The sequence below is a fragment of the Virgibacillus natechei genome (assembly GCF_026013645.1).
Lineage (GTDB): Bacteria > Bacillota > Bacilli > Bacillales > Amphibacillaceae > Virgibacillus_L > Virgibacillus_L natechei.
Window position 1 is genome coordinate 415,497 of the sequence record NZ_CP110224.1, and the last position, 18,308, is coordinate 433,804.

Sequence of the window (18,308 nt, forward strand, 5' to 3'; positions counted from 1 at the left end):
CTAGGCTAAACCCATTGTAATGGGAACGAGCGCGGAATAAACGTGTGTGATCGCGGGACAAACGATTTTAATACTGTATTTTACATTCTTTGCATATTTCTCAAATGAAGGCGTGTCGACACTTTCGAAATGCCTTTTGTTAAGAAATAAGTATTCATTTTTGCATTACAAAATAAGCACAATATCATGGCCCATGAATACTATAAATTGATATTTATTTATGGGAGGTGTACGTGATGGGGATAAAGCCACCTATTCTGCAGCCTGGCGATACGATAGGTATTGTAACACTGGGCAGCCCGCTTTCTGCCGATGTTATCAATGATCGAATCCAAACGGTACAAGGACTGGGATTTCAAGTCGTGCTGGGTGAACATGTCTATGCTGCGGATGGCTTTCTTGCCGGGACAGATCAGGATCGCGCCTCTGATTTGATGGATATGTTTGCCGATGATAACGTGAAGTTGATTTTGCCAACAAGAGGTGGCGTAGGTGTAGCTGGTATTCTTCCCTATCTTGATTATTCTTTTATTCAAAAACACCCCAAATTGGTAAGCGGATATAGTGATATTACTGTTTTGCTAAATGTTTTGGCTCAAGACGCAAATCTAATCACTTTTCAAAGCCTCATGTTGATTAATTTTTCCCTCAGTACCCCAAGCTACAATTATGATCAATTTTTTGCAGCAACTTCAGTAATGACTCCCCAAAGACAAATCGAAAATCCGCCAGAGATGCCGCAAATTAGCAGAGTTAGCGGGAATGTAACCGGTCCTGTTGTTGGCGGCAACCTGACATCATTTGTGGATACGCTTGGAACACCTTATGAAATCGATACGAAAGGGAAGATTCTGTTACTAGAAGATACGAATGAGCCTATCAATACGGTTTATAGATACATGAATGCCCTCAAATTGGCGGGCAAATTTGAGGATTGTATTGGCATAGTGCTGGGAGAATGTATAGAATGTCCGGTTTCATACGGAGTGACGTACGAAGATTTAATCAATAACTTTCTTGTTCCACTAGGGAAGCCATTGATGACGAATGTTGCTACAGCACATGGGACTTATAAGGCAGCAATCCCGATTGGTGCAACGGCCAATCTTAATACGGAGAATAATACGTTGACAGTAATGGAATCAACGGTGAGTTAGAGGGACGAGGAGGGGGCTAAAAACACCATTTTTTCCACCGCTTTTTTTCTGCAGGTAGGTTTGTCCAATGATCATTGCTTTGTCGATTGACAGTTTTCACCCAAGGCATACCAACACACCTCAAAACAGCTCATTGGCAAAAAAGCTGAAACTCTGTGATGTCATCTTTTTTAATATACAGCACCTTAATTTGATCATTTATCTATAATTCGAAAGATAATCCCCCTCTTCAAATATTGTTTGCTCGTCAATTCCAATCCATTCCTCCGGTGTCATGTCGGGGTTTTTGTCTAGGTAGGATTCCACCATTTTATAGCCTTCGCTATAGCCGTAAAGGTAAGGCAGATTTCCGTTTCCGTAGAGAACTTCAGATGAGCGGTTCAAGTCGACTTTATCCAGATCGTTCTCAATCATTTCCCAAAAGGTGAGAGTATATGTTGGATCAATCGGAATATCTGATAAATCAGGATAAACAAGCTTTTCGAACATGACTGCCTTCCCTTCAAAGACCATATTATCAAGTACAGTGACCTGGTCCTCCGGGTCAAAATAGTTCTCTGTCCAGACGCTGTGGTGGTATTCATGTGCAACAGTTGCTTTTATTAAATCCTCATTGTAATTCTCGTTGTAAAATAAAAAGATTTTACCAGAACCTGCATTTATCCCTGGAGGCATATTTTCTTCAGTCGTCGGGAATACACACACATTTGTCTCCTCCTCAGCAGGCAACAGATCAGAAGATTTAATAAGTGCTTCTTTTATACTTTCATTTGATACCTTCGAATCGATCTTCTCTCTTACTTCTTTCAACGCGGCTAAATCAGCAGGTGGCTCCTCCAGAAGGAAATCAACCATATGCAGGTATTCCCCGTCTTTAAAGCACGCTTCATAAACCGGGTCGATAACAGCAGTTTGGTATAATCCCTCTACTTCCCCCTTGTTTTCTTCTTGCCCAGCTTCTTCAATAAAATCTTTATAAAGTTTATAAGCGTTTACAATTTGGTACTTCTGATCCGTTTCCGGATGTTCTATTGATACCACGATATCTTGATCCTTACATCCAGTCAATAAGAAAATAGCAGCTACGAAAATGATTCCTAAATTGATATGAAGTTTATAAAGTTTCAACACATTCTCTCCCTCGTATAAAATTAATTGTACTAAAACCTCTTTCGAAGGGACGAGGGGACAGGTTCTTGTCCCAATTATTATCCTGGATTGTACATACCAACCCCAGGTACACAAGTAGACGCTATTATAATGTCTACACTAGCATTGCATAAAAAAGTTTTGAAAAAGTCAACTATTAAATTTCAGGCCCAATAACGGATATCTCAATTTTCTGATATATACTTTGTTTTATTTATGAAAAAAAGACAATAGGCGCTAAAGGTAGCCCTTCATCCATTTTCTGAATTTTATATACTATTTATTAAATAATTGGATCATATAGTTGATCATCTAAGTGCAAAACATCTCCAGATTCGTATTGTGCTAAGGTTTCTTCAAAGATTTTTTCGTGCTCTTGCCGTCGTCTTCCACTGGATGTGCGTTCAGGTGCCTTGAATACGTTGGAAATAAAAGTTGTCATTGATTTAGACCAGCAATCACTAATCCAGTGAAGCATTTGCAGAAGTGTACCTTTATAGCCTATTTTGTTTTTCATCAAAAGCGTTAAGCAGAACACAATCATAGCTAAGTATAGTTGGTTATATACGGCATTTTCACTTTTTCCATACAACTTTTTGATAATGAGATGTTGCTTTACCCATTTGAAAAAAAGTTCAATTTGCCAGCGATTACGATAAATATCACTGATTTCCTGTGCACTCAGTTTCGCATCATTACACACAATTCTAATTTGATTTCCTTCACTGTCTCGTGTTTCTACTAATTGAACTGGTTTTTTCATGTTTCCCATTTTCACGATGGCATGACGGGTGATTGGAGAAGAACTGTCAACGGGTAATTCTTCGATTACATGTACCACCGTATTCTTTTTAATGCGTGTAGCAAAACGAATATTATTTTTCGAGTAATCGTCAAATTTATCAAAGTTGAAATAGCCTCGATCCCATACATGAAGCACGTTTTTATCCGGCACAATCAATGCATCCAGCTGTGTTTCATCTGCAGGTCTTGCCGGTGTAAGAATAACTTTATTTGGGTAAGAAAGATCATCGCAAAAGGAAATGGAGGTATGCATCTTCACCCCAGCTTTTGTATCTCGAAAATCTGCCCACTCATATTGACTCAGACACATTGAAATGGTTGATGAATCAATCAGATGAAGCTTTCCAAGTTCTTTGCTTACCATTCTCGGTCCAAGTGTATGGTGCAGTTTTTGAATTAAATGATGGAGGATTACCTCAAACATTTCGTGTGGGATCTCCCTATTTTTTCGAGAAAGTTGTGATTTACTAATACTTTCTATGCCCACTAATCTTTGAACTGTTTTCTGACGTTTAATCGTGTCACTTACTCGCTGAAGATTATCTAGTTCTTTTAGTTGTGCATAGATAAAAGTTTTCGTATATGCCAGTACATCGAACTTTTTGACATACTTATCAAGCCCGACGTGGTCAATCATTTTTTGAATTACTTTTGAATCTAATGGATGAATGTATTCCTTGAATACAGTTTTTATGGTATTATTGTCCATGGTTGCTCCTTATAATTAGGGATTTGGACAGGACTACCATACCCTAATTATAAGGTTTTTTTATGCACTTTTTAAAGTGAAAATTATCATTATTCTTAATTTTCAACTAAATAAATCGCTTGACTTTTGTATGAAAAGTTTATGCAACGCTAGTGTAATGTCTATTAAAAATGATTATCGAATATAATTTACATTTATGCACCGTTTTACTTTTAAATATCATTGTAGAAATTAGCACATCTAAACATTGAGAATTGAACTGAGCTTTTTGCATGGCAGATCAGAAAGCATAAAAACTTTCTTACTGCATAAGTGTAACTAAGGTTATTGCCATAAAGCTTGGCGATAAGCCAAGTTTTCTAACGGTTCATACCGCGCACACAGGCCAAAGGACAACTTCTCTTATATATTATCCTTCATATCTCCCCGCCTAAAATCACCATTTTTCCCACCGCTTTTTTCCTGTAGGTAGGTTTGTCCAATGATCATTGCTTTGTCGATTGCTTTACACATATCATATACAGTTAACGCGGCCGTGGATGCAGCGGTTAATGCCTCCATTTCCACACCGGTATTTCCAATTGTTTTTACCTCTGCGGCAATGCTTAATTCATATATGTTGTTTTCCTGGGACCGCCACTCAAATGAAAGATCGACACCACTAATTGGGATAGGGTGGCACATTGGGATTAATGATGACGTTTGTTTTGCCCCCATGATACCCGCAATTTGGGCAACAGCTAATACATCTCCTTTTTTATTCTTCTGCTCTACAATATTTTCATATACATCTTGATTCATTTGTACACTGGAGTGGGCAATTGCTTTTCGGGAACTTTCCTTTTTATCTGTAATATCAACCATTTTTGCTCGTGCCTGTTCGTTAAAATGTGTGAAGTCTGTCAATCTATTCACCTGCTTTTCAAGTAATGTCTAGCGTTATTATGCCAAGTGTTCTATGGCTAGTTTAATTCAGGTGAGTTTGGAATTCAATAAACATGTAGAATTATCCGTCCTATTTAACTGAAATATTTTGTTTTTCCCCTGTCATATCGTATAGTGATTAAAAAAACGGAGGTAATTTTTATGGTAACAATAGAGGATTTTTCTAAGTTAGATATGCGAATAGGTACTGTAGTAAGTGCAGAAGCCTTCCCAGAAGCGCGAAAACCAGCCATAAAACTGGAGATTGATTTTGGTGAGGTGGGGATGAAACAGTCTTCTGCTCAAATCACTAAGAGATATGAGCCAGAACAACTTCTTGGTCGTCAAGTTGCTGCAGTAGTAAACTTCCCGGCAAGGCGCATCGCAGGTTTTAAGTCAGAAGTGCTGATAATCGGTGGTGTTCCGGGAGAGGATGATGTAGTACTCCTAAGGCCGGATGAACCAGTTGAAAACGGAACGCCTATTTCGTAATGAGTGGGACGTGGGGACAGGTTCCTCGTCCCACTTGGAACAAAGAGCCTGTCCCCTTCATCCCCATTGAAACTTATCTTCATTTTCTCTATGCTTAATAGAGATTACATGAAGATGGGAGTAGGGGAATGTTTAAAAGGGGATTATGTATTAGTTTACTCATGTTGGTATTATCTTTGGTTGCTTGCAATGATGAACAAGATGTTGCGTCCGGTGATGAGCAAGCCAAGGATGAAGAAAAGAACGAAGCGGTAGAAGAAGTTAAAGCGGAAGCGGAAGAAACTATTTTAGATCAGCTTGCGTCTGTAACGGAAATAGAATCCAGGGAAGATATGAAAGCACAGCAAGCAGGGACATTGGTTGCAGATATTTCATTGGAGAAAGAGTTGGAAGATCCATTGGATAAAGAGCTAGACCCGTCTGTTGTTAAAGAACTAGAAAAAGAATTGGAAAAGGTCATAGAGGAGACGCAAGACCCGGAGGAAATTAATAAAGCGTTTGTTCATTTGCTGGGAACACCACACTATAATGAAATGATTAAAGAAGCAGAGCAATTTGAGCCTGATTTTGAAGAGCCTTTTCTGCCGGCTCCGGGCAAGTCTGAAGAAGAAATCGAGAATGAACCTGCTAAAGGAAAAGCAATTATTTTACTTGATGCAAGTTCAAGTATGTTGCTGAGCGTGGATAATGAAGTGAAAATGGATATAGCGAAGGATGCTGTACAGCGTTTTGGAGAAACCATTGGGCAGGACAACGATGTTTCATTAGTTGTATATGGCCATAAAGGCTCTGAATCAGAAGCTGATAAGGAACTTTCATGTAATGGGATTGAAGAGATTTATCCGATGGGTTCTTATGATGAAGAGGAATTTACAGATGCTTTGTCCAGCTTTGAGAGTAAAGGGTACACTCCATTGGCAGGAGCAATCCAAAAGGCGGCAGATATGAGCAGCGACTTCACGGAACCAACCACGGTGTATATTGTTAGCGATGGCGTTGAAACGTGTGATGGAGACCCTGTCGAAGAAGCGGACAACTTTGTAAAGGATAGTGAAAATAAGTCAGTAAATATCATTGGCTTCAATGTGGATCAGGATGCGGAAGACCAGCTCAAACAGGTTTCAGATGCGGGTGAAGGAGAATATTTTTCAGCAGATAATGCAGATGAATTGAAAACAACGATTGAACAAAAGTGGCTCCCATCCAGAATCGATTTAGCTTGGGCTTTTAGAAAAGCGCCTGACGGTTGGGAGACTCTCGCAGAAAAAGAACGTTTTGATGAGGATTTAAATCCAATAAAAACCGTTATTGACAGTGAAGATTCCAGGTATTCAGAAGCCCTTCAAATCCTAAACGATGAGCAGTTAATAGATCCTGAAGTAAGGAAAGAGGTCCGAGAGCTTAGGCAGGAAAGATATCGTAAAATGTATGATCTAATAGCTGAGTTGAGCTCTGAAAAGAAAGATGAAATCGATACACGTGCAGATGAAATACGTGAAGAAGTAGATGAATGGACGGAAGAAATGAGGAAGCAAAAGGAAGAAAGAGGAGATTTGTTTTAAGTGAAACCATGGGACGAAGGGGACAGGTTCCTCGTCCCACTTGGGACAAAGAGTCCCTTCGTCCCCTGAATACATTACATATATAGACCAGTCAAAAAAGAATCGAGGAACCAATCATGGATTCAGAACAAAATAAAACAGAAATGCTAGAGACAGCGCCTGTTGGCAAAGTGTTTTTTAAATATTTGATCCCTTCCTTAACTGGTATGATGTTAATGGCACTAAATATCGTGGTGGATGGCATTATGGTGGGAAATCGTCTTGGTCCAGTTGCGCTTGCAGGAGTAGGGTTAGCTTCTCCGGTATTTACCCTTTTTCTTGCTACGTCCCTTTGGATCGGGATAGGTGGAGCGACTTTGTTTTCACAGGCGATGGGTGAGAGAAAAGCCAAATACGCTCAGTTTATTTTCACTCATTCACTCGTACTAATAGCTGGGATTACGATTATTATTGGGTTAACAGCCTTTACCTTTCAGGAACAACTTGCTTATATGCTCGGATCAAATGAAGAAACGTTTCCTTACACAATTGATTACTTAAATATTATGTTGCTATTTGGTTTTTTCTTCACCTTGGAAAATGCGTTGAGTACATTTGTGCGTAATGATCAAAACCCGAATTTGGCTATGATAGCGTTGGTTATTACTGCTCTATCTAATATTGGGATCAACTACTACTTCTTATATGTCTTAAATTTAGGGGTAGCTTCTGTTGCTTTTGGGACGATAATCGCTTCTTTCCTAGGCATTCTTGTACTTGTTATACATTTCTTTAGAAAAACAAATAATTTACGTTTTGTTCCAATGAAATTTGAACGCTCTTTATTTAAGAACACGATAACTGTAGGGTTTCCCAGTTTTTTATCGGAAGTTGGGATATCAGTATTTACGGTGGCCTTTAATGTTACACTGTCTCGTATCGCGGGAACAGCAGGACTTGCTGCTTTTTCTGTCCTGAATTATGTTCATGGCGTGATGCTCATGATGTTTTTAGGGCTTGGATCGGCCGTTCAACCTCTAATTAGCTATTATCACGGTGCAAAAACTTTTGAAAGACAAAGGGAGACAATGAAGATAGCTTTGCGTGTAGCCTTATTAGCTGGTGCCGTCGCATTTGTGATTGGGCAGCTGGGCGCACCTCAAATCGTATCGATATTCGGAGACTTTCCTGAAGAAATCAAGGAGCTTGCTGTTACCGGAATTCGATTATTCTTTACTGCTTATATTTTTATGGGGATAAATTTTGTAATGATGACCTATTTTCAATCAGTGGCCCAAATACGCATGGCTACCTGGATTACGGCATCGAGGGAGATTATATTTATGATGATCTTTATACTTGTGTTGCCGCTGTTCTTAGGCATAAATGGGGTATGGATTTCCGTTCCATTGGCTGAGTTAGTCGTAATGATAACCATATTGATCCATGTTAAGCGGAATAGAGAATTTAGGAGAGCATTTTAATGTGTAAGGATGAGGTTGGATCGAGCGCCAAACGCCCCCGATTGAGGGAGGAGTTGGTGCGAATGGAGCAAATGTCACGTTGTTCGAGTGGCCAGTATCGCTTCCTCAATCCCTCTCCTAACTGTCTCCATCCTTTGACGCCATTAAATCAAAGGCTTCTGCCAATAACTCGATCCCTTTCATTCGATTATGAATTCCTGCGACGTTAGGGATTACGGTGATTTCGTCTGCTTGATACAGTTCGGCTAGACGCTCAATCGTTGCTTTTACGTGTTGGGGGGTTCCGACAATCATCCGCTTGCGATTCTCGGTTACTTTGTGTTGTTCAGCAGCAGTTACACCCCGCTTTTTAGCTGTGCGAATAGATGGATAGTAAGGTGGTGGATTGGCAGATTCAACAAACAGTAGCCATAGATCAAGCGCTTTGGCAATCTCTTCTGCTTCTTCGGTTGTTTCTGCAACAACTGCGAAAACCGCTATTGTTACTTTTGGTTTTTTCAGAAAGGGCGATGGCTGAAATTCCCTACGATAGTTGGCAACTATTTCGATACCTGTATCAAAGGGCATGGTAAAATAGGCGAAGGCGTAGGACGTCCCATTTTTAGCTGCAATTTTTGCGCTTCCGCCACCGGTTCCTAGCGTCCATATCTCTGGTGTCGTATTTATCGATGGTGTTGCAATCAATTTATGGAAACGATGATTTTCAGAAGGATCGTCTGTTAAGAACTTATACAAATCTTCCACTTGCTGTTCATAGGATGGCCGCCTCCCTTTATTTTCGTTCATCGCTTTATTAACCATTCGGTAACTAGGTGACCGACCGATCCCTAAGTCAATTCTTTCTGGATGAAGGGCTTCCAGTATTCGAAAGCTTTCAGCAACTTTATAAGCACTGTAGTGTGGTAGCATAATACCACCAGACCCAATCCGGATACGGTTGGTGGAAGTAGCTAAATGCATCATCAGCATTTCTGGGTTACTACCTGCAACAGATAATACATGGTGATGCTCTGACACCCAAAAACGTTTGTACCCTAGGTCTTCTGCACGCTTCGCTAGTTCTGTTGTTTGGAGCAATGCCACCCTGGGATCATATCCCTCATCTACCGGCGAGTAATCGAGTATATTTAATGGAATCATTTTTAATTCTCCTTTGTACGTTTGGACTTACCAACTAAGTTTAAAAGTATCCCAACCATAATCTTCCTCGTTTAAACAAAAAAAGGCAATTAAATGACATCATCATGGATAAAATCTTGTATTTAAGGGGAGTTTAACGTAGGCTCTTTTCGTAATATTATTGCTTTTAAATCTTCGCGGTTGATATAAAAGACGACGCAACTTGAAATGAAGGATGATACTTTTCCCCCGCTGCGGAAATACACTTCGCGCACCTTAGGGTGACCCGTGAGCCTCCTTGCCCCGGCAAGGGGTATGCCGACGTTGCCCACAAAGGGCGGTTTTAGTCGGCCTTCATCATTTTACGCACTGCGGGGTCTCACTCTGGACACTGTTCCCGCGCCGAACAGGACCGTTCAAGTGTCGGCGTTGGTCACAATGGGTTTCGGTGGGGCGAGCATTTACGCGCAGCCCCAGGACGTGACCATTCTTAGCCGACCAGGAGTCTCCGTGTATTTCCTCCGCTGGTAAGATGCGTTGCAACTTCATCAAAATTGCTTGATTATATACATAAACATAGCTATCACTCTTATGAAGGTTGATTGGAGCGGAGTACAGTCGACTCCTGCGGGAACAATGGTTTTCGGTGGGGCGAGCATTTACGTGCAGCCCCAGCACGAGTCTGAAGACCCCACAGGACTACCCTAAGGAAGGTCGACTAAAACCGTTCTTTGCGAACAACGTCGACATACCCTTTGCCAGGGCAAAGCCGTGCCCGCGGAAAGGACTGTACGCAGCGGAAATCAACCTGGTAGTTACGCCACATTCTACAGATCTTGTGTCAAAAAAACATTGCTAATGGTACAGCTCGTTTTTTTTCGGATGTCATTTAATTGTCATCGGTATTACCTTTGTTTTGTAGTAAAATGGTTTATACTACTATTTATATAGTAACTTAAAATGGATGTAACTAAACATGTTAGATGTTGAACATGTTGGAATATAGGTTAGAAAACGTGGCTTATCGCCAGATTTGTGTCGAAAGCCTGCGTTACAAAGATGCAGTACGAAAGTTTTTATACGTTCTTATCTGCTAAATAGAGGGAGGTTTATCACATGGAGATGGATACGGTCTTAATAAGTAGACTGCTAACAGCTATGACGCTTGGTTTCCATGTCATTTTTGCAACAATTGGTGTTGGGGTTCCACTACTGATTTCAATAGCAGAATTTATTGGAATCAAAAAAAATGATCCGCATTATACAATGTTAGCTAAACGATGGGCTCGTGGGTTTGTTATTACCGTTGCAGTGGGTGTTGTTACGGGAACAGCGATTGGGTTGCAATTATCTTTAGTATGGCCTAATTTTATGCAGTTGGCCGGAAATGTTATTGCCTTACCCTTATTTTTGGAAGTCTTTGCGTTTTTCTTTGAAGCCATTTTCTTAGGGATCTATTTATACACCTGGGATCGATTTAAAAAGAAAATCACACACTGGTACTTATCTATTCCAATAGTACTTGGTGGTGGATTCTCTGCTGTATTTATAACAACGGTAAATGCTTTCATGAACACGCCAGAAGGTTTCACGATGGAAGATGGATCTTTTGCAGCTGTCAATCCAATTGAAGCAATGTTTAACTCAGCTGCTCCGTCGAAGATAATTCATGTATTAAGCTCTGCTTATTTGACAAGCGCCATGCTTCTTGCAGCTATAGCAGCTTTTATGCTTCTTCGAAAGAAAGCAAAGGGAACGGCAGCTACTTACCATAAAAAAGCATTGAAAGTTACCGTAACGATTGCGTTTGTATTCGCAGCGTTCAATTTATTGACAGGAGACGTTTCTGCTAAATTTCTTGCGGAACATCAACCTGAGAAGTTAGCTGCTGCTGAATGGCACTTTGAAACAGAGGAAGGTGCAGACCTGGTCTTGTTTGGTTGGCTAAATGAAGATAATGAGCCAACAGGTGTTATTCGTTTACCTAATGTACTGAGCTTTTTAGCACATGGCGATTTTAATAGTGAAGTAATAGGATTAGAAGAATTTCCTGAGGAAGAAATACCACCGCTTTGGGTACATTATATGTTTGATCTGATGGTAACAATCGGGATGTTTCTCTTTGGCATTACCTTGCTTTATCTTGTTGTAAGTAAGGTGAAAAGGTGGAATGAAAATAATAAATGGTTGTTAGGCTCAATCCTTATAAGTGGACCATTAGCATTTCTGGCAATAGAGTTTGGCTGGATTTATGCGGAAGTGGGTCGCCAACCCTGGATTTTACGTGGTTATATGACAGTAGAAGAAGCCGCAACATCTTCTCCGCATATTGGTTTAATGTTTTTCATGTTCTTAGGTTTATATATTGTATTAGGAACATTATGTGTTGTCGTATTACGCAAACTATTTCGTGATAATCCAGTAGAGAACGAATTGGAAGAGCTACCTTTAAAGGAAGAAAAGGGTGATGAATAATGAGCTATGAAATAGTTGGCCTTGCTGTATTGTGGATTTTTCTATATGGCTACTTAATTGTAGCCTCTGTTGACTTTGGGGCGGGGTTCTTCGCCTATTACGCGAAAATCACAAAAAAAGATCATATTATTAATAAATTAATAGCGCGGTATTTATCGCCAGTGTGGGAAGTAACCAATGTGTTTTTCGTATTTTTCTTTGTAGGAATCGTTGGATTTTTCCCGGATACAGCTTATTATTACGGTAGTGCATTGTTAGTTCCTGCCAGTATCGCTATTGTATTGCTCGCGATACGTGGTTCCTTCTATGCATTTGAAAATTACGGCTCGAAACAGAGTAACGTCTATATGTTCTTGTATGGTGCAACTGGGCTATTGATCCCTGCGTCATTGTCCATTGCTTTAACCTTATCAGAAGGTGGTTTTATTGTTGAAGAAAATGGTGTTGTTTCGCTTCAATATTGGGAACTATTTACAAGTCCTTTGTCCTGGAGCATTGTAGGCTTATCCATTGTATCTGTCTTGTTCATTAGTAGTACATTTTTAACGTTCTATGCTGCACGTGCCAACGATCAGCCAGCATTAAAATTGGTTCGAGGCTATGCACTGTTCTGGAGTACGCCAACGATTATTGCAGCTTTAACCTCGTTTATTTTCTTGAGTCAGCATAATGAAAGACATTTCGGAAACATGATGGATCTATGGTGGATGCTAGGGCTATCTGTAGGGTTTTTCATGATTGCCATGTGGTTGCTTTACCAGGAAAGGGGTTATGGTCTGGCATTTATTAGTGTCATGTTGCAGTTTTTCTTTGCCTTTTTTGCCTATGGCATCGGTCATTACCCATATATACTGGATCCATATATTACGATTGCTGATGGTGCAACCCATGAATCGATGGGACTTGCGTTGATCGTAGCATTTATTGCTGGTTTGTTTTTGCTAATTCCGTCATTGGCTTTGATATTTAAGTTGTTTTTATTCGATGCGGATTATGTTAAAGGGAAAAAATAAGTAATAGATGAATTTAGCTATCGAAATCTTGAGTTAGGAGATTCGAATATATGAAAAATTTAAGAGAAATAGCAATTGCACAGAAAAGTAGTATGTTATTTCTGTTTCTATCTTCTGTGATAACAGGTATAGCGATTATTTTTCAGGCTTATTTTATTGTTGCAATAGTAGATCGCATTTTTTTGAAAGGAGCATCTTTTAATGAAATCCTCCCACTGTTGGGGGGATTATTGCTCGTTCTGTTGGGAAGAACGATGTTCACCTACATGAGCGGGCGTAAGGGTGTTAAGATGGCGTCAAAAGTAAAAGGGGACTTTCGGAAGTCCATTTTAAATAGATATTCGAGAAATCCCGTTCAAACTTCATTACAAGGCCAATCTGGTCAAAAGGTAAGTGTTATGATGGATGCTGTCGATGGAATTGAAAGCTATTTTAGTGAGTATATACCACAAATGATTCGAACAACCTTTATCCCACTATTGGTTCTTGTAATAGTCTTCACCCAACACGTAAATTCAGGGCTTATTATGCTAATTACCGCACCTTTTATTCCTATATTTTTTATCATTATTGGTATGAAAACCAAGACAAAATCAGAAGAACAAATGGACAAACTTGCCGCCTTTTCAGGACGATTTCTGGATATATTGCAGGGCCTTACGACGCTTAAATTATTTGGGCGGGCAAAAAGGCAAAAAGAAGAAATTGGTAAGAGTAGTCTAAATTTCAGGGAAGCAACAATGGAAATATTAAAAATTGCCTTTACTTCTTCCTTTATGCTTGAACTAATTTCGATGCTCAGTATTGGACTCGTGGCACTGGAGTTGGCGATCCAGCTTATCATTTACGAAAGTATTTCCTTCTTCACTGCTTTCTTTGTACTCGTACTGGTACCTGAATTTTATACATCCTTAAAAGAATTGGGCAGTACCTTTCATAATGGACGAAGCAGTATGGGTGCAGCTGAAAAGGTGACAGGGGAATTAGCGGAAACAGAACAATCAATCAGTTGGGGTGAAGGAAGCTTAAGGAAAGATGCAACACCGCCAAGTATTCATTTGCAGCTGACTGGTTATCGTTATGGAGAAGAACAGTTTGAATTAAAAAATGTGAATGCAGAAATTCCTCCATTTGGACAAATTGCGATTGTGGGTCGTAGTGGCTCTGGGAAAACAACCCTGTTACACCTCATTGCAGGTCTCATTGCTCCTTCCACAGGTGAGATAAACATTAATGGTAGTCCGCGATCTGATTATAAGGAAAAGGATTGGTTTGATCAATTAAGTTATATATCACAACATCCCTATATTTTCGCTGGTACGATTGCTGAAAATATTGCGATTGGTGGAGGTTTGGATGCTTCACGGGCCCATGTGGAACAGGCTGCAGAACAGGCGGGAATCTCTGAAATGATTAAGTCGCTAGAAAATGGCTACGATACATCTGTCGGCGAAGCGGGCAGGGGTCTTTCGGGTGGTGAGAAGCAACGAATTGCTATCGCGAGGGCTTTTCTAAAACAACCATCGGTGATCCTTTTTGATGAGCCTACTACTGGACTTGACCTTCATACTGAGCGAATTCTGCAAACATCAATAAGAAAACTGTCTGAAAAAGCAACGGTAATTACGGTCGCACATCGACTTCATACGATTAAGAATGTGGATCAAATTCTTTTTCTGGAAAATGGTGCGTTAGTTGCGGTGGGAACACATGAACAGCTTATCGAAAACGTAGCAGAATATCGCGATATGGTGTCCGTTCAGCAAGGAGGTATGTCAGAATGAGAGATTTAAGGATCGTTATCAAGCTAATGATGGTAGAGAAGAAAGATATACTGTATTCGATTATCTTTGGTTTTATTGCTGGTATAACAGCAGTCGGCCTCTTTGCAGCAAGTGGTTATCTCATATCAAAAGCAGCCTTTGCTCCACCTTTATATACACTAATTATTATAACATCTACGGTGAAGCTACTTGGACTTACAAAAGCATTTGCCCGTTATGCGGAAAGGTATTTTTCCCATCGTGCGACATTTACGATTTTAAGTAATCTACGTGTTTCATTCTTTGAAAAGCTTGAGCCATTAGCTCCTACTATATTTCATAGATATCGAAGCGGAGACCTACTATCGAGAATCGTTGGGGATGTCGAAAGTTTACAGAATTTCTTCTTGCGGGTTTTTTATCCACCAATTGTGTTAGTCATGGTATTTTTAAGTACCATTTTATTTACTGCGTTCTTTTCCCTTTCTGTAGCACTTGTCTTGCTTGTCGGCCTTATTCTCACTGCTTTCGTTGTTCCAGCGTTGTTCGCTGTCAGACAAGTAAAAATTGATCGCAATGTAAGAGAAGGAAGAGGGGAACTATCAACAGAGGTTACGGAATTTCTTCATGGTTTCCGTGATTTAAAAATATACCAGAAGCTGGATAGGAAAGAACAAAAGCTCATCGAATCATCTGATGCGTACATTGATGAACAGGAAAAAGAAAGCATCAACACCTTGTATAATCAATCCGTAAATTCGTTTGTAGCACTTCTTGCCTCTTGGTTTGTATTAGCATTGGGAGCGTATCAAGTAGCAAATGGACAGTTAGAAGGAGTTTTCCTGGCCATGCTTTTGATGATTTCCTTAACGGTTTTTGAAGATGCCGGACCTATGGCTGTTTTCCCAATCCATATGCAGGATAGTAAACGAGCGGCAACCCGCCTTTTCTCCGTTGTTCGTGAGGAAGAGGGAGAAGCGGAAGAGGCTCATTTGGATGAGCTTGAATCTAACAAAGTGCCTTCTATTGAAATGAAGGATGTTACGTTTGCTTTTCCAGATGAATGGCGAACGGCTGTGAAAAATGTTGATTTGAAGCTTCCAGCAGGCTCTAAGACGGCGATTGTTGGGCCGAGTGGTTCAGGAAAATCAACCTTACTGCAGCTGTTATTGAAAATTAGTCCAGCTAATCAAGGGAATATTAGCTTTAACGGAATTTCGATCGATCAGCTACACGCAGAAAGCATTTGGAAAGAAGCTAAAGTTGTTCTGCAGGAAAATCATTTTTTCTATGGAACAGTAAGGGATAATCTACTTCTCGCCGGCGATGAATTGAGTGATGAAGAAATGGAAACGATGTTAGCAAACGTACAGCTTGAGTATTTTAATTTAGCTGACCCTATCTTTGAAAAAGGAGAAAACCTTTCCGGTGGCGAGAAGCAAAGGCTTGCTACGGCTCGAGCAATGCTCAAAGGGGGACGCCTCTGGCTATTGGATGAGCCAACGTCGTCTGTAGATGCATTGACGGAGCAATCTATTTATGAGCATCTTTTTGAACAAGCGTCCGATGATACGCTTGTGTTAGTCAGCCACCGTTTAACGGGTCTAGAAAAAATGGATCAAATTATTGTGATGGAGCAGGGCGCAATTATAGAATCCGGTACGTTTGAGGCGTTGATGCAAGCGAAGGGTTACTTTTATGAGATGAAGGAAATTGAGAAGCATCTGCTTTAGGATTAGGACAGTAAGGATGAAAAAGACCATTGATGCAATAGATCAATGGTCTTTTCTATGGACTAATTTATCGCAGTTTAATAGACAGAAAACCCACGCCGAATAAAGTTTTACTTTATAATGTGCACCCCCGATATCTTTAGGCTACTAAAGCTTGTATTTGCGTCAAATTTACATAAAATTGTTTATTTACATTCTTTTCATGATGGTAAATAGCATATATTAATTGCAAACAATAGTTGTGCTGTAAAATAAAAAAATGTACCATGAAAGGTGAAGGGGGATTTAAATGAATTTTTAGTAAAAAGGTCATATTGACATAATATTGAACTACATAAATAATTAAAAAGGGGAGAATGTTAATTGGATGTTTTGCTTACGTTACCAATAGTAATCGCAGTCCTAATATTAGTGGTAATTGGAGGCGTTGGTTGGTTCATTTATATGAAAATAAAATATAAGACGGTTCCATCCAATATTGCCTTAATTATCACAGGGCCGAAGTTAGGCGATCCCGAAAAAGAAACAAACATTTTTCAGGATGATCAAGGAAGATCAATGAAAGTTATTCGAGGTGGAGGACATCGTTTGAGAATGTTTCAAACACATACACCCGTTTCACTAAATGCCTTCCAACTGAAAATTGAAACGCCAAAAGTATACACACAACAAGGGGTGGGGATTTTTGGAGAGGCTGTAGCTACAGTCAAGGTTTCGGACACACTTGAAGGGATCGTCAAATATGCGGAGCAGTTCTTAGGTAGGGAGTCGGAAGAATATAAAAAAGATATTTCAGAAGTGCTTGGTTCGAATTTAAGAGCTATTTTGTCTAAAATGACAGTGGAACAAATCAATAGCGATAGGGAGAGTTTCAATGAACAGGTAAGGCAAATTGCTCAGTCTCAGCTAGATGATATGGGATTCAGAATTACATCGCTGGGTTTAACTAATTTGACAGATGATGAAAATTATTTAGAAAACTTAGGTAGACCTAAAATTGCTCAAGTGAAAAAAGAAGCGGAAATCGCTGAATCAACGAACACAAGAGAAACAAAAGTTCACACTGCTCAAATGAATGAAGATGTCAAAAAGGAAGAATATGAACGAGATATCGCTATTGCAGAATCACGTAAAGAGAAAGAAATTAAAGATGCTCAAATCAAAGCGGAAACGGAAAGAGAAAAGGCAAGAACAGAGGCATCGTATGATTTAGAACGAGCTGAACGAGAAATTGAAGTAGAAAGGGAACGTTTGAAAATTGTGAGTCAGGAAAAGGAAGAGGAAATGCGCTTACAGTTATTTGAACGGGAACGACATGTTAAATTAGAAGAAGAAGAGGTTAAAGTCCGTCAAGCCAAGGCGGAGGCAGAGTACTATGAAAAAGTAAAAGCAGCTGAGGCAGAAGCGGAATCACAAGAAAAAGCAGGGCGTGCAGAAGCTGAAGTTATCAAAATGAAAAGTGTAGCTGAAGTAGAAGCGATTGAAAAACGAGCAGAGGCATTGAACAAACATAAAGAAGTAATGATGACAGAAATGTTAATTAAAATGTTGCCGGACTTTGCCAAAGCGGTGTCTGAACCGTTGAGCAATGTGGAGTCTATTCGTATTCTTGATGGTGGAAAAGGAAATGGAGTTGAAAGTTTACCAGGCAGCGTTACTGGTATGATGACTAATCTTCAAGAAAGTTTGGCACAAATGACTGGGCTAGACCTTAACGAAATAGTGAATAATTTATCTGGAAGGAAAAATTTAAAAGGTGAGTTAGGGGAAATTGCAAACACGTTAAATAAAGATGATGGAAGTCATGATCACGAGATATCTAATGAAGAATTGGCCAATTCAACAGATGGTAAACCAGAGAATGAGATGAACGCTGAAGAGTAGGAAGTAAGCAAAATTAAATTTGAATAGTAAATTTAAAAAACCCCCGAAAGTTAGATTTTCT

Annotated in this window: 13 protein-coding genes; 9 read left to right on the forward strand and 4 right to left on the reverse strand. The window is 39.8% G+C overall.

Annotation, left to right across the window (positions count from 1 at the left end):
• Positions 1-236: 236 nt before the first annotated feature.
• On the forward strand, positions 237-1,157 hold the full coding sequence (locus OLD84_RS02465) for a S66 peptidase family protein (protein WP_209463060.1): 921 nt from the start codon (positions 237-239) through the stop codon (positions 1,155-1,157).
• Between the two features lie 198 nt (positions 1,158-1,355).
• Here OLD84_RS02465 and OLD84_RS02470 read toward each other — a convergent pair whose 3' ends face one another.
• The 3 genes from OLD84_RS02470 to moaC form a co-directional block, all read right to left on the reverse strand.
• Positions 1,356-2,288, reverse strand: coding sequence for a DUF2268 domain-containing protein (locus OLD84_RS02470; protein ID WP_264917266.1), 933 nt, complete (start codon positions 2,286-2,288; stop codon positions 1,356-1,358).
• A 301-nt stretch (positions 2,289-2,589) separates the two neighbouring features.
• Positions 2,590-3,819 (reverse strand): IS4 family transposase, encoded by a 1,230-nt coding sequence (locus OLD84_RS02475; protein ID WP_264917267.1) that lies wholly within the window; start codon positions 3,817-3,819, stop codon positions 2,590-2,592.
• A 402-nt stretch (positions 3,820-4,221) separates the two neighbouring features.
• Complete coding sequence (gene moaC, locus OLD84_RS02480) at positions 4,222-4,725, reverse strand: cyclic pyranopterin monophosphate synthase MoaC (RefSeq protein WP_209461557.1); 504 nt, start codon at positions 4,723-4,725, stop codon at positions 4,222-4,224.
• A 180-nt stretch (positions 4,726-4,905) separates the two neighbouring features.
• Between moaC and csaA the strand changes: the two genes are divergently transcribed.
• The 3 genes from csaA to OLD84_RS02495 all read left to right on the forward strand — a co-directional run bounded on the left by csaA (position 4,906) and on the right by OLD84_RS02495 (position 8,260).
• On the forward strand, positions 4,906-5,235 hold the full coding sequence (gene csaA / locus OLD84_RS02485) for a chaperone CsaA (protein WP_209461558.1): 330 nt from the start codon (positions 4,906-4,908) through the stop codon (positions 5,233-5,235).
• A 128-nt stretch (positions 5,236-5,363) separates the two neighbouring features.
• The gene (locus OLD84_RS02490) at positions 5,364-6,797 is read left to right on the forward strand and encodes a vWA domain-containing protein (RefSeq protein WP_209461559.1); all 1,434 of its coding nucleotides are present in this window, start codon (positions 5,364-5,366) and stop codon (positions 6,795-6,797) included.
• 116 nt (positions 6,798-6,913) lie between these two features.
• The gene (locus OLD84_RS02495) at positions 6,914-8,260 is read left to right on the forward strand and encodes an MATE family efflux transporter (protein ID WP_209461560.1); all 1,347 of its coding nucleotides are present in this window, start codon (positions 6,914-6,916) and stop codon (positions 8,258-8,260) included.
• A gap of 117 nt (positions 8,261-8,377) precedes the next feature.
• On the opposite strand, the gene OLD84_RS02500 is transcribed toward OLD84_RS02495, so the two are convergent.
• Positions 8,378-9,400, reverse strand: coding sequence for an LLM class flavin-dependent oxidoreductase (locus OLD84_RS02500; protein ID WP_209461561.1), 1,023 nt, complete (start codon positions 9,398-9,400; stop codon positions 8,378-8,380).
• Between the two features lie 1,095 nt (positions 9,401-10,495).
• On the opposite strand from OLD84_RS02500, the gene OLD84_RS02505 reads away from it, so the two are divergent.
• From OLD84_RS02505 to OLD84_RS02525, 5 genes are all read left to right on the forward strand, one after another.
• Complete coding sequence (locus tag OLD84_RS02505) at positions 10,496-11,854, forward strand: cytochrome ubiquinol oxidase subunit I (RefSeq protein ID WP_209461562.1); 1,359 nt, start codon at positions 10,496-10,498, stop codon at positions 11,852-11,854.
• Entirely contained in the window at positions 11,854-12,867 is a 1,014-nt protein-coding gene (locus OLD84_RS02510) for a cytochrome d ubiquinol oxidase subunit II (RefSeq protein WP_209461563.1), read from the forward strand. Before OLD84_RS02505 ends, OLD84_RS02510 begins: the two co-directional genes overlap by 1 nt.
• Before the next feature lie 50 nt (positions 12,868-12,917).
• Positions 12,918-14,651 (forward strand): thiol reductant ABC exporter subunit CydD, encoded by a 1,734-nt coding sequence (gene cydD / locus OLD84_RS02515; RefSeq protein ID WP_209461564.1) that lies wholly within the window; start codon positions 12,918-12,920, stop codon positions 14,649-14,651.
• The gene (gene cydC, locus OLD84_RS02520; RefSeq protein WP_209461565.1) at positions 14,648-16,363 is read left to right on the forward strand and encodes a thiol reductant ABC exporter subunit CydC; all 1,716 of its coding nucleotides are present in this window, start codon (positions 14,648-14,650) and stop codon (positions 16,361-16,363) included. The genes cydD and cydC overlap by 4 nt, the downstream gene beginning before the upstream one ends.
• 363 nt (positions 16,364-16,726) lie before the next feature.
• Complete coding sequence (locus OLD84_RS02525; protein WP_245301439.1) at positions 16,727-18,247, forward strand: flotillin family protein; 1,521 nt, start codon at positions 16,727-16,729, stop codon at positions 18,245-18,247.
• Positions 18,248-18,308 lie beyond the last annotated feature (61 nt).